General features: G+C 72.3%; 3 protein-coding genes. All 3 read right to left on the bottom strand.

Going from position 1 to position 14,293, the window contains the following annotated elements; translation table 11 throughout:
• Positions 1–158: 158 nt before the first annotated feature.
• From ACFY1U_RS21305 to ACFY1U_RS21295, 3 genes are read right to left on the bottom strand one after another with little or no spacing between them, the layout of a single operon-like run.
• Positions 159–1,031, bottom strand: a complete 873-nt coding sequence (locus ACFY1U_RS21305; RefSeq protein WP_390695678.1) for a TauD/TfdA dioxygenase family protein — start codon at positions 1,029–1,031, stop codon at positions 159–161.
• Between the two features lie 26 nt (positions 1,032–1,057).
• Positions 1,058–10,228: an amino acid adenylation domain-containing protein gene (locus tag ACFY1U_RS21300; RefSeq protein WP_390695677.1), complete on the bottom strand. Its 9,171-nt coding sequence runs from the start codon at positions 10,226–10,228 to the stop codon at positions 1,058–1,060.
• Positions 10,225–14,196, bottom strand: coding sequence for an amino acid adenylation domain-containing protein (locus ACFY1U_RS21295; protein ID WP_390695676.1), 3,972 nt, complete (start codon positions 14,194–14,196; stop codon positions 10,225–10,227). The genes ACFY1U_RS21300 and ACFY1U_RS21295 overlap by 4 nt, the downstream gene beginning before the upstream one ends.
• Between the last annotated feature and the right edge of the window lie 97 nt (positions 14,197–14,293).

Genomic DNA, 14,293 nt, shown 5'->3' with positions numbered 1-14,293 from the left:
CACCACACCGGCCCCTCCGGAATCGGTGACCGGTCTGGTCAGTGACCGGTGTCCGGCGGGCGCAGACCTCCCTCATGGGGACCCGCCGACTTCGTCCGGCCTCCGAACGATTCTCTGGAAGCGACGCCTCCGTCCTTCCTCCACACGTGTCGAGGGCATCAGCCCTTGACGGGACCGCCGTTGATGGCGACGCGCTGGCCGTAGCGAGCGTAGGGGTAGTAGTCGTACGTTGCGTGGTGCTGGACGCACCGGTTGTCCCAGAAGACGAGCGTGCCCGGGGTCCAGCGGACGCGGCAGTGCAGGACCGGCCTGCGGGCGATGATGTCGAAGAGCAGGTCGAGCAGGGCCCGGCTCTCGTCCACGGAGAGCTGCGGGATACGGCTGGTGTAGGCCTTGTTGACATAGAGCAGGCGGCGGTCGGTCTCGGGGTGCCGGGCGATGAGCGGGTGTTCGCTCTTGGGGATGACGTAGTCCGGGGGCAGTGGGTATCCCGCCAGTGCCTGCGCGCCGTCGTGTATCGCGGTCAGCGGCTCCAGCAGGGCGCGCATCGCCGGTGAGAGCATGTCGTAGGCGAGGTGCATGTTGGCGAACAGGGTGTCGCCGCCGCATCCCGGCTCGGGTATCTCGGTGATGTAGAGCATCGAGCCCAGGGAGGGTTCGGCGTCGGCGGTGCCGTCCGCGTGCCAGCCGTTGCCCGCCACGTTCGCCGCGGCCGACGTCGTGCGGATCTCCAGGATGAAGGGATCGCCCTCGGGCGGCGGCGGGTTGACGGGGCGCAGTTCTCCGAAGGCGGCGGCGAAGCGCTTGTGCTGCTCGGCGGTGATCGTCTGATCCCGGAAGACGAGGACGTGGTGGTCGCGGAAGGCGGTCCGGATCTCCTCCAGTTGCTCCGCCGGGATCTCCCGCGACAGGTCGACGCCGGAGATCTCCGCGCCCAGAACGGGGGTGATCCGTTCGACGGTGAGGGTGCGGTAGGGGTGCACGGGACGTGTCGTCACCGCTTCCAGCGCTTCGCGCTCGTACGACTCCATGTCAATCTCCAAGGGGGGGTGGGGTTTTACAGGTTCGCCCTGATGGTGTCGGCCACTGTGTCCACGTGGGGTGCCGCGACGATGCCGTAGTGGTCCGTGGGCAGGTAGGTGAGTACGGCGGACGGGGGCAGGCAGCTGTTCCACTGGCGCTGCGGCTCTTGAGGGGTGGCGGGGGTGGGCATGCCCGCCGTGGAGTGTTCGGCCAGCCACAGATACGTGGGGACCGAGACGAGCGGCCGGACGCGATGTTCCCCGAGACTGCGCAGGTTGGCGCGGCAGCAGCGAGCCAGCCTCTCGGCGTACGCCTGTGCGTGCTCGGCCGGCAACGAGGAGGCCTGGGCGCCGAGTTCGGCGGCGAACACCATTTCCAGGTGTTCCTCGTCGTAGGCGGCGACCAGCTCCTGTGCCCGGGGCGGCGGCGGATCGAGCAGGTACAGCGCCTGCGGTGGCTGGTGGGCCGACTCGGCGAGGCACGCCATCTCCATCGCCACACGTGCGCCGTAGGACCATCCGGCCAGGTGAAGGCGGTGGTCCGGGCCGCCGAAGCGCTCACGCAGTGCCGCGTCGTAGTGCCGGGCCCGCTCGGCCAGTGACCATGCGGGCATCTCGGCGTTGCGCAGTGCCGGATCGGCGATGAGGCACACCGTCGGCTCGGGTCCGAGCGCTGCCACCAGGGAGCGGTAGGCCTGGACGTCTCCGCCCACGGGGTGCACCAGGCACAGGACGGCCGAACCGGTTCCCTCCTGCCAGATGTCGAGTGCGACCCGGGAGGCGCCCGTGCCCGCCTCGGCGGAGGTGAGGGCCGCCTCGACGTGTTTCAGGACCTCCGTGAGGCTGACGCGGTGACTCAGGGAGGCGAGGTCGACCTCGACGCCGTAGTCGTCCTCGATCCGCGCGATCAGGCTGATCAGTGTCAGCGAGTCGGCACCCAGGTCGTAGAGCGAGTCCTCGGGGTCCAGCTCGGCCACGCCCAGCAGATCCCGGACCACCCGGGCCACGGCGTCCGCTCGCTCCCCGGCACCGTCGGCGGCGGCGGTGTCCCGCGCCTGCCCGGGTGCCGTGGGCCGGTCCGCGATGCCGGCAGGGGCATAAAAGGCCCGGGAGGCATCGATGTCGGTCGTCGACACGAGGAGTTGCGGCAGTTGCAGGGCGAGGGCGTGGCCGAAGACCGCTTTGCCCTCCTCGACAGTCAGACCGACCGCGAGATGGGCCTGATGGCGGCTGTCCGTGTCCAGGACCCGGGTCGCCATTCCGGTCTCGTTCCAGATGTCCCAGTCGATGGCGATCCGGGCGGTCGTCTCCGTCTCCGTGGCCCGGTGGTGGGCGAAGCCGTCGAGGAGGCTCGCGCCGGCCGCGTAGTCGCTCTGGCCGATGCCGCCGAGCAAGGCGGACATCGAGGAACAGTAGACCGCGATCTCCGGGCGGAAGGCCCTGATCAGGTGCTCGACGACGAGTGCGCCCCGCTCGCGGACCGCGGCGGCCTCGCGCATCGCGGTCGCGTCACGTCGTACGAGCAGCCCGCCGTGTCCGAGACCGGCCGCGTGGACGACACCGTCCAGCCGTGATGTGTGGGCGCCGACGGCCGCCGCCACGTCGTGAACGGGCATGGTCGTGAGATCCGCGGGGACGAGGTCGATGCGGTGTGCCCATTCGCTCAGCTGCTGGGGCAACCGCGGGTTTCTCGACAGCAACAGGACCCGGCCGCGGGTGTGTTCGAGCAGCCAGGCGGCAAGGGCGCGGCCGATACCGCCTGTGCCACCGAGCACCAGGTGGACGGTGTGCGCACCGGACGGCACAAGGGACCGTGTACCTTCCGGCTCCGGTACGGGCAGGGTCTCCGGCCGCCACCAGTAACCGTGCCGCAGCGCGAGTTGGCGCGGCAGGGCAGATCCGCCGGAACGACCGGCCTCCCGTGCTCCGGCGACGACCGCGGCCACAGGTCCGGCCCAGCGGGTGAGGTCGCCGTCCGGGAGGTCGAGCCAGTGGCCGTTCAGGGCGGACTCCTGCGAGGCGACCTCGACCGGCCCGGCGAGAAGCGCCAGTTCGGGCCGCTCCACCGCTCCTGCCACGGGCCGGGCTCCGTACGACAGCCACCACACACGTGGGGAGCCGGCCCGCGCGGTCAGCGCCTGGGCCAGGGCCGCCGTGCTGTCCAGGCAGGTGTGACGGGCGTGTTCCAGGGTGCCGGGACCGACCGGCCCCGACACGTCGAGCGGCAGGGCGTGCACCCACTCCATGCCGGTGGAGGCCGCAGCACCGTCCTCGGACAGCGCGTCGAGCAGCCGGCGCACGGACGCCGCATCGGCGGGGTCCACGTCGTAGGCGTCCGGTCCTGTGCGGGCGAACGCACCGGCCGGGTGCACCCGTATCACTCGCGACGCCACCGCGTGGAAGGGCGCGAGCGCTGCCTGCGGAGTGTTCTTCGAGGCTACGACGACCACGGCGGACGCGCGGTCGGCCGGCCCGGCGGTGTCCGCGAGCGTGGCACGGCGTACCCGGACCCAGTGCGGCTGGTGCAGCCAGTCCTTCCGGGGCAGCCGCCGGGGTGCGGCGGCCGGGGTCTCACGCGAGGCCTCGGGCAGCCGGTCGAAGTCGTACTCCGCGAGGGAGAAGGACGGGGGCGGGAAGTCCCAGGGCGCCGGAGCGGCGCCGGGCCCCCACTCGACGGGGCGTCCGGCGGCCCAGGCCTCAGCGAGCTCGTGGGCCGTCCGGCCGGCCGCGCGGACCGCCACGGCGTCCGGGTCCGCGGCACCCGGCGGCACCCCTCCCTCGGCCACCGTGCGCAGCCAGCGCACGGCCGCGGCGGCGTCCGCCACGGGGGCCGCGGCCCGCAGGCGGCGGGCGACCCGCCCGGCCTGGAGGTGACGCAGCACCGACCCGAGGCGCTCCGGGTGCCGTTGGAGGTGGTCGGCGATTCGAGCGGCGTCGGCGGCGAGCGTGTCCGCGCTGGAGGCCGACAGCACGAGGCACTCGGGTACCTCGCGGACGGCCACCGGTCCGGGCGCGGTGTCCTCCTCCACGATGACGTGGGCGTTGGTGCCGCCGATCCCGAAGCTGCTGACCGCGGCGACCCGTTGACGTCCCTCGGGCCAGGGCGTGGCTTCGACCGGGACGTGGAAGGGCGTGGGATCGGGGCCGATCTCCGGGTTGAAAGCACGGAAGTTGAGGTTGGGCGGGAGGATTCCGAAGCGCACGGCGAGGACCGCCCGTACGAGACCCACCACGCCGGCGGCCGCGCCGAGGTGGCCCAGCTGGCTCTTGACGGAGCTCAGTGCGCAGCGGCCGGATTCACTCACGTCGAACGCCTGCCGCAGCGCCGCCACTTCGATCGGATCGCCCAGCCGGGTGCCGGTGCCGTGGGCCTCCACATAGCCGAGGTCGGCGCCGGTGCGTCCGGCGCGGGACAGGGCGCTTTGGATCACCTCCCGCTGTCCGGCCAGGGACGGCGCGGTGTAACTCATCTTCGCCGCACCGTCGTTGTTGATCGCGGAGCCGGTGATGAGCGCGTGGACGGTGTCGCCGTCGCGGCGCGCCTGCCGCAGCGTCTTGAGGACGACGACGCCGACGCCGCTCGCGCCGACCGTGCCGGTGGCGTCGTCGCTGAAGGGCCGGCAGTCGCCGTCCGCGGAGAAGATGTGCTGCGGGCGGTAGCGGTAGCCGCCGGTCAGCCCGGGGTCGATGAGTACTCCCGCGGCCAGCATCACGTCGGCCTCGCCCTGTCTGAGCAGACCGGCGGCGAGGTGCACGGCGACCAGGGAGCTGGAGCAGGCTGTCTGGGCGCTGAAGACGGGACCGGTCAGCCCGAGGTGGTAGGCCACCTTCGTGGCCAGGAAGTCCTTCTCGTGGTGCAGCGCGAGCTGAAAGCCGTCGGGCAGCCGGTCGCGGTCCGCCTCGCGCAGCAGGGACTGGAAGTAGGTGTTCTCCCCGGCACCGGCCACCAGGCCCACCCGCGTTTCCGGGGTGTCCGTCACTCCGGCGTGTGCCAGGGCCTGCACGCCGGCCATCAGCAGGTGACGCTGCTGGGGGTCCATCACACGTGCTTCTTGAGGGCTGATGCCGAAGTGGCCCGGGTCGAAGTCGAGGATGCCGTCGAGTGTGCTGTGCGCGCCGACGACTCCCTCCGGCGCGTCGATACGGCGGATTCCGGTGCCCCCCGAGACGACCAGCTCCCAGAAGGCGCCCAGGTCCGGGGCGCCGGGCACGCGTACCGCCATGCCGACGACCGCCACCGGCTCGCCGGGGTCGAGGGGTGCGTCGTCCTTCGCGGCCGGCGGGGTGAGGGTCCGTGGGGCGGTGAGGTGGCGGGCCAGGGAGCGGACGGTGACGTGCTCGAACAGGTCCGCGACGCTGAAGCGCAGACCGAGCGCCGTGCTGCAGTGCAGGTGGAAGCGCATCAGAGCGAGACTGGAGGCACCCGCCTCGAAGAAGGTCTGGTCCGGTGCGATCACCGAACCGGTGACCTCCTCGAAAGCGGCGCTGAGGCGCTCCTCCTCGGCCGACAGGCCCGCGCGGACGACGACGGAACGGCGTATCTCCTCCCCCGGTGCCCGGACGACCGCCTGCCGGTCCAGCTTGCCGCTGGGAGTGCGGGGCAGCCTCTCCAGCCTGCGGAAGCGGTCCACACGGACGTAGGAGGGCAGCAGGGCCGACAGATGCGCGGTCAGGTCGTCGGCGGACGGTGCCTCGTCACGGACCTCCAGGCCCGCCGTCAGCCGGCCGCCCTCGGCTGTGACAACGGCGTTGACCACCGCCGGATGGCGCAGCAGAGCCGCCTCGACGGAGCCGAGTTCGAGCCGGTGCCCGCTCACCTTGATCTGCTGGTCGTCGCGGCCCGCGTAGTGCAGCAGGCCCGCACGGTCGAAGAACGCCCGGTCGCCGCTGCGGTAGAACAGTCCCGCGCCGGGGAGTTCGACGAACCGGGTGTCGTCGCGTGCGGGTTCGCCGAGGTAGCAGCGGGTGGTCATGGTCCCGCCGATCAGCAGCTCGCCGGTGCACCCGGCCGGGACCGGGTCGCCCTGGGCGTCCACCACCCGCAGATCGGCGCCGGCCACCGGGCGCCCGATGGCGGGCCGCTCGGGCCACAGCCCGGGATCTCCCTCCAGGCACAGGGCGCTGACCACATGTGTCTCGGTCGGGCCGTAGTGGTTGAACAAGCGCGCCCCGGGCAGTCCGGCGAACCAGCGCCGGATGCTGTCCGTGCACACCAACTGCTCGCCCGCGGTGACCACGTCGCGCAGCCGGGAGGGATACCTGTTCAGGCGGACGGCGTACTCCGCGAGCAGTTGCAGGGCCACGTAGGGCATGAAGACGCGCTCGGTGCCCGCGGACTCCAGCCGGTCCAGGAGCGCGGGAGCGTCCTGACGCCACTCGGGACGGATGAGCTGGAGGGTGCCACCTGTGCACAGGGTCCCGAAGATCTCCTGGAAGGACACGTCGAACGCCAGCATCGAGAACTGCTGGGTGGCCGCGGGGGCGGTGAGGCCGCCGGGACCGGACTGCCACCTGATCAGGTCGCACAGGGTGCGGTCGTGGATCTGGACGCCCTTGGGGACGCCGGTGGAGCCGGAGGTGAACAGGGTGTACAGGGGGCGGGCGCCGTTGTGCGGTGGCGTGTGCGAGGGGCGGGCGTCGTCGTGCGGTGGTACGACGAGGTGGCGCGCCACACCGTCCGGGAGCAGCGTCTCCAGCGCGGGCGAGCTGTCCCGCGTGGTCAGGACGCACAGCGGGTCGGTCCGGTCGAGGACGCGGCGCAGCACGTGAGCCGGGTAGGAGGGATCGAGGGGGACGGCGGTGACGTTCAGCCGAGCCAGCGCCAGCAGCGCCACCACGTGTTCGGCGGAGGGATCCAGGTACAGGGCCGCCCGGCAGGGACTGCTGTCGGCCGGGATCGGGTAACGGTCGGCCAGTTCCGCGGCGAGGGCCGCGGCACGGGCGTCGAGGGCCGCGTAGCTCAGGGTGGTGCCGTCGGCCGTGACGACGGCGGGGGCGTGCGGAGTGCGGGCGACCTGCCGGGCGAAGCCTTCGGCGACCGTGCTGAAGCCGGGCTCCGGGGCGGGTCCGCGCCCGTGCCGCGGAAGGGACCGCCGGTAGGGCGCGACGAGTTCACGCGCGCGGGAGCCGCCGCCGGCCGCGAGCGCGTCCACGCCCCGCCCGAACAGCTGCGCCATCGCCTCGACGTCCTCGTCGGTGAAGCGGTCCTCTGCGTACTCCCACAACACGTCCAGCCCGTCCGCGTGCTCGACCACGGAGACCGTCATCGGGCACTTGGCCTCCGGTGCCGCCCACCACAGGGGCCGCGCGGTGCAGCCAGACAGCCGCAGCGCCCCGAAGTCGGTGTTCTCCAGGACGAACAGGAAGTCGAACGGTGTGCTGTCGCCGACGCTCTCCCAGCCGGTCAGGACGTCCGTGAGCGCCACGTCCTGGCGTCCCAGCACCTGCCCCGTGCCGGTGCCGGTACGGGCGAGGTGTGAGCGCAGGTCCTCACCGGGCGCGACGGTCAGCGGCAGCAGCACGGTGTTCGCCATCATGCCCACGCTGTTCTCGAACTCGCGCACCGGGCGGCCCGCGACCGGTGCGGCGATGCGCGGGCGGACCAGGCCCCGCACGCCGTACAGGCACCAGGAGAACACGCTCAGCAGGATCTGGAACCGGGTCAGTGCGAACTCGGCGCACAACCGGTCCACTTGGTCACGCCGAGCGGCGTCGAGCTGCGTGTGCAGCACGCGCGCCCGAGGTGCCGGATCCGTGTCCCGGTCCGGCAGCGGCTCCTGCGGCTCGGCCAACCCCTGGTAGAACGCGAGGAGTTCGTCGCGCTGCGCCCGGTACGCCGGGCTCGCGAACCGGTTGCGCTGCCAGACGGCGAAGTCCAGCGGGGTCGGAGCGGGTACCTCGTCGCGGCCGCTTCCGGCGTAGGCGGCCGACAGGTCGCGCAGCAGGACGCTCAACGACCAGCCGTCCACGGCGATGTGGTGCAGGTGCAGCAGGAGCCTGCCGCCGCCGTCGCGCGGCAGCCAGCAGGCACGGAGCATACGGGGGACGGCGAGGTCGAAGGGCTCGGCGAAGAAGGTGTCGGCGAAGGTGTGCGCTTCCTCCTCGTCCCAGGCCCGCCCGTGGCCCGGCTCCTGCCAGGGGTCGTACGGCTCACCGACGGTCTGCTCCAGGCCGTCCGGGCCGAGGGTGAAACCCGTCCGCAGCGCTTCATGCCGTACCACCAGGCCGCGCAGTGCTCGCCTGAGCGCGGCGGTGTCGACGGGGCCGTCCACGCCGAAGACCTGGTGGACTGAGTAGGCCCGAGAGCCCGGAGCGCGGCGCTGCAGCAGCCACAGCCGCTGCTGTTCGCTGGTGGCGGGTGCCGAGCGGGCGCCGGAGACCACCGGTGCCGGCACCGCGCTCTCCTCGCCGGGACGGGCCGCGGCGAGGGACCGGGCGACGGCGGCCAGGTCGCCGTGCAGGACGGCCGCCTGCGTCAGCTCGCGGCCCCAGCGCTGTCGTACGGCGAAGCAGAACCGAAGCGCCTTCAAGGAGTCGCCGCCGCTGGCGATCCAGCGGTCACCGGGCCCGAGGCCGGTGGTGCCGAGGATCTCCTCGGCCAGGGCGACGACCTGGCGCTCGGTCTCCGTCGCGGCCGGTGCGCCCGCGTCGGAGGCGGCGGGCCGCCAGGGCCGGCCGGCCTGCCGCAGCAGAGCGGCCTGGTCGACCTTGCCGTTGGCGTTCAGCGGAATCCCGGCCACGAGATGGATCTGATGGGGGCGCATGTAGACGGGCAGACGGGCTGCCAGGTGACGGTCGAACTCCTCGTAGGACAGCTCCTGTTGGAGGACGACGAACGCCAGCAGTTCCCTCGGCCCCTCCGGGCCCGCACGGCGCGTGCACACGTGGGCGCGCTGGACGGCCGGGTGGGTGAGCACGCGCAACTCCACCTCGCCGGGCTCGATCCTGAAGCCGCGGACCTTGACCTGCCGGTCGATGCGTCCGACGTACTCCACCAGGCCCTCGTGGTCGACCCGTGCGAGGTCACCGGTGCGGTAGTACCGCTCCTCGCCGCCGTCGAGCCACGGCAGCCGCACGAAACGCCGCTCGGTCTCCTCGGGAAGGTTGCGGTACCCGACGGCCAGCCCGGCTCCGCTCAGCAGGAGTTCGCCGACCTCACCGGGCCCGGCGACCCGCTCCTGGCCCGGTACGACCAGGACCGCGCCGCTCTGCGGCAAGGGCCGGCCGATCGGCACCACGTCCCCGTCGAAGTCCGGCGGGATCGGATGGCACAAGGCGAAGGTGGTGGCCTCCGTCGGCCCGTACGCGTTGAACAGGCGGGCGGCGCTGCGTGCGTTGTCCCGGTACCAGCGGCGGATCACCTGGGCGTTGAGCTGCTCGCCGCCCACGAGCACCTGGCCGGCCTCGGCGAAGCAGTCCGGCACGGCCGTGGCCATCGCGTTGAACAGTGACGCGGTGATGAAGAAGGTGTGCACGCGGCCGCGCCGCAGCGCCTCGGCGAGCCGCTCGGGGGTCTGCACGTCGGCGTCGTTCAGGACCACGCAGCAGCCACCGGTCAGCAGGGGCACCCAGACGTCGAAACTCAGCGCGTCGAACGCCGGGTTGGCCAGGCAGCCGTAGCGCTGGCCGGGCTCGACGCGGATGTAGCCGGGTTGTGCAAGGCGCCGGATTCCCGCGTCGCGGACCTCGACTCCCTTCGGCAGGCCCGTCGTTCCGGAGGTGTAGAAGAGGAAGGACACCTCGCCGGGCGCGGACGGGGCCTCCACGGCGGCGGCCGCTTCCGGAAGGCCGGGCAGCAGGGCGTGTACGGCGAACGTCCGCACGTCCTGCGGGAGTTCGGCGGCGCTCTCGGCCGTCTCGTGCACCAGAGCGACGGCGGCGGAGTCCCGGAGGATGAAGTGCCGGCGTTCGGCGGGGCTCTGCGTGTCGAGCGGCACGACCTGCGCCCCGAGCCGCAGGATGCCCAGCATCACACAGACCAGCCGCCACGACCTCGGCAGCGCCACCGCCACGGCCTGCCCCGCGGCGACGCCTTGGCGCTCCAGCTCCCGGGCGACGGCGTCGGCCGCCGCGTTCAACGTCCCGTAGTCGAGGCTGACATCGCCGTCGACGACCGCCTCGGCGCGCGGTGTGCGAAGGGCTCGGCGGTGAATCTCAAGGGCGATCCCGGCCACGTCGGTGGGGGACGTCTCGCCGCGCGGTGTCATCGTGTCTCCGACGTGCCTGAAGGTGCGGTGCGCTCCGTTGCGTCCCGGCTGGGGGCGGTGGTCATCCGGTGCAGCTCCGCGGTGAGGACGGCGGCGACGCGGGGCAGTTCGGCGCTCTCCAGCATGTCCCAGTGGCCGCAGGCGACCGGCTCGACCGCGAACCCACCGAGGGCCCGCTGCCGCCAGAACGCGCGCAGGCGGGCGGCAGCGTCCTCGGCGTCCGACTCCTCCACGGCTGTCGCCTGCATCAGGACGACACGGGCGGGCGACGCGGGGACGGCGTAGTCGCGGGCCGTCTCGCGGTGGTGGTTGTAGACGTTCAGGTACCGGGCGACCTGGTCGTCGTCGATGCCCGGGTACATGCCGTTGAAACGCACCAGCTTGTCCCGGAACTCCGCCATGCCGACCGGCGCGAGCGCGGCGCGCTGCCCGTCGTCCTGGGCGCCGTGGGTGTCGAGGAGGACCACGCTCACCTGATCGTGGCCGGCTGCCGCCAGCCGGCGCCCCATCTCATGGGCGACGAGACCGCCGTAGGAGAGCCCGCACAGCACCAGTGCCTCGTCGGGGCGGGGACCGACGAGCCGCAGGTACTCCTCGGCCATCGCCTCGACACCGGGCAGGGTGGACTCGCCGGGGTTGATGCCGGGCGCCTGGAGCCCCACCACGCCGATGTCGTCGGCCAGTTCGGCGGACAGCGGCAGGTAGCAGAAGGCGGTGCCGCCGGCGGGATGCACGCAGACCACGCGCCGCCGCCCGCCGCCCGCACGGAACTCGACCAGACTGCTGGACCGCGCGACCCGGCCGTGGCCGCGCACCCGCTCGCCGAGCGCTTCGATCGTGGGGTGCAGCAGGACGTCCCGGACCGGCAGGGCGACGCCGAGTTCCCGCTCGACGGCGGAGGCCATCTTGATCGCCGATATCGAGGTGCCGCCCAGCTCGAAGAAGTTGTCGCCGATGCCGATGTCCGGGTGCAGTAGCACCGTGCGCCAGATCCGGTACAGCGCCATCTCCACGTGGTCACGGGGTGCTGCCGCGTTGACCCGCCCCGCGAGGGCCGCGGCCGTGGCGCGCAGCACCTGTGCCCGGTCGACCTTGCCGCTGCGGTTCAGCGGCAGGCGCGGGAACTCGGCGACCACGGCGGGGATCATGTAGTCCGGCAGCCGGTCCGCCAGGGCCGCGCGCCACTCGTACGGCATCCGCGTGGCCTCGGTTTCGCAGCCCACGCCGGCCACCAGGCGGGGGCCGCCGGGTGCGTCGCGATCGGCCAGGACGACGGCCTCCCGCACCCCGGGGACCGCCAGCAGCGCCGCCTCGACCTCGCCGGGTTCGATGCGGAAGCCGCGCAGCTTGAGCTGATCGTCGTGGCGGCCGACGTACTCGGCGTTGCCGTCCGGCAACCAGCGCGCCAGGTCGCCGGTGCGGTAGAGCCGTTCACCGGGGACGAACGGGTCGGGCACGAAGAGTTCGTCTGTGAGGTCGGGGCGGTTCAGGTAGCCGCGGGCCAGGCTCGCCCCGCCGAGGTAGACCTCGCCGGGGACTCCGACGGGTACCGGGCGCATCCGGCTGTCGAGCAGGTACAGGCGTGTGCCGCGCAGCGGCCGGCCGATGGGACACGACCGCTCGTACGGCTGCGGGTCGGTGTAGGCGGTGGAGTAGAGCGTGGCCTCGGTCGGGCCGTAGCCGAAGCAGACGCGCAGGCCGGGCAGCAGCTCACGCATGCGGTGCAGGGTGTTCTCGGGCAGGGATTCCACTCCGGTGAGGAGCTGGCGCAGGCTCGATCCGGCCAGCCGTGCGGCCGGGTCCTCGCCGATCCACAGAACGTAGGACGGGGGCAAAAACGCCTGGGTGACCTTGCGTTCGCGCATCCAGTCCAGCAGTTCCCGGGGGTCACCGCGCAGTTCGTCGGGGACCAGGTGGAGTACGGCGCCAGTGGTGAGCGGGACGAGGAGTTCGTGCACCGACGCGTCGAAGCCGATGCTCGACCAGGCCGAGGCCGCCTCGCCGGGGGCGTCCCCCATGAGGTCGCGCCAGTGGTCGAAGAGATTGACGACGCTGCCGTGCGTCACCGCCACACCTTTGGGGCGGCCGGTCGATCCCGAGGTGTAGATGACATAGGCGAGCCGGGCCGGGTCCGTGGCGACGTCCGGCGCCTCGTCGTGCGTCCCCTCCACCTCCACCTTCGTCAGGCGCTCCCACGGTTGTCCGTCGTCGTCCCCCCGGTCGGTCAGCACCAGGACCGGCGCGGCGTCGCTCACCATGGCGGCGAGCCGCTCCGGGGGCTGGCCGGGGTCGAGGGGCAGGTAGGCGGCTCCGGACTTGAGGATCCCGAGGACACCGACGACGAGGTCGGTCGTCCGTCCGGCGTGCAGGCCCACCACACGGTCGGGGCCGGCACCGCGGGCGATCAGCGCGTGGGCGAGCCGGTTGGCCCGGCGGTCGAGTGCCGCGTAGTCCAGCTCCCCGTCGTGGGCCACCACCGCCCACTGCGCGGGGCGTTCGCGGGCCTGTGCGGCGAAGCGCTCCAGCACACCCGGCGACTCGGTGTCGGGCACCGCGGGCCCCATGCTGAAGTCGGCGAGGAGCGCCCGCTGTTCGTCCTCGTCGAGCAGTGTCAGGTCGGTGATCTCGGCGTCGGGCCGCTCGGTCATGAGGCGCAGCACGCGGAGGAACTGGCGCAGGTACCGTTCGACCGTCGTCCGGTCGAAGAGCGCCACCGCGTAGTCGATCTCACCGGTGAGGTGCCGGCCCTCGTCGGCCAGGGCCAGGACCATGTCGAACTTCGCGGGAACGTGGGCGGCGTCTTCCCGGAGCTCGACCCTCAGACCCGGCAGTTCGAGCTCCCTGCGCATGGAGGGGACCCAGGCGAACATGGTCTGGAACAGGACGGTGCAGGCGGGGCTGCGCGGTGGGTTGACCAGTTCGACGACTCGCTCGAAGGGCAGGTCGACGTGGTGCAGGGCGTCACGGATCCGCTGGTTCACCCCCTTCAGGGCATCCCTGACACTGGGCGAGCCGGAGAGGTCCGCGCGTACGGCGACGGTGTTGACGAAGAAACCGATCAGCCCCTCGACATCCCCGCGCCGGCGGTTGGAGGTGGGGGCGCCGACAACGATGTCGTCCTGCCCGGAGAGCAGGGACAGCAGCACTGACCAGCCGGTGAGGACGGTCGCGTAGAGGGAGACATCGTTGTCGGCTGCCAGCGCGCGCAGGGCCCGCGTCAGCTCCTCGTCGACGGTCACGGGTAACCGGGCGCCGCGGAAGTCCTGTTCGGGCGGGCGGGGCCGGTCGGTCGGCAGGGAGACCACGGCCGGGGTGCCGGCCAGCGCGGTGGTCCAGTAGTCGGCGTGCGCGAGGGGCTCGTCTGTCGACATCCACTCCCACTGCCAGCGCGTGTAATCGCTGTACTGCCAGGTCAGTGCGGGCAGCGAGACCTCTTGCCCCTGCTGGAGCGCGGAGTACACCAGCCCCAGCTCTCTCAGCAGCAGGGAGCGGGACCAGCCGTCGAAGACGAGGTGATGCGCCGTCAGGATCAGTACGTGATGGTGCGGTTGGAGCGATATCAGGCAGCCGCGCACCATGGGCTCCTCCCCCAGGCGGAAGGGGGCGCCCTCCACCTTGGCCCGTATGCGCGTGAGTCGTTCGGCCCGGTCCGGCAGGCCCGTCAGATCCTCGAAGGTCACCGGGAACCCCGTGTCCGGCGGATCGACGACCTGGAGAGCCGACCCCTCGAAGGGGACCAGCCGGGTCCGCAGGGCCTCGTGCCGGGTCGCGAGCAGATCCAGCGCCTTGATGAGCAGGTCCTGGTCCAGCGGCCCCCGAATGTCGAAGGGCATCGGCTCGTTGTAGGCGGCGCCTGCGTCCCCGTCCATGCGCGCCATGACCCACAGACGCTCCTGCGCCAGAGACAAGGGCGCGGACTCTGTTTCCTCGCCGGAATGTTTACTGACTGCGATTCGGGGCAAAGACACGGATTACCCTTCACGAGAAGAGAAGCGTGACGGAAAACAGTTCCGGCGTTCCCGGAGTATCGGACCGACGTCGAGAACGTGTGCGTCGCGATCGGCG

It is taken from the genome of Streptomyces sp. NPDC001351 (assembly GCF_042896045.1).
In the GTDB taxonomy this organism is placed as follows: Bacteria; Actinomycetota; Actinomycetes; order Streptomycetales; family Streptomycetaceae; genus Streptomyces.
The sequence above is the reverse complement of the archived record's forward strand: the minus strand, read 5'-3'. Positions and strand labels throughout refer to the sequence as shown.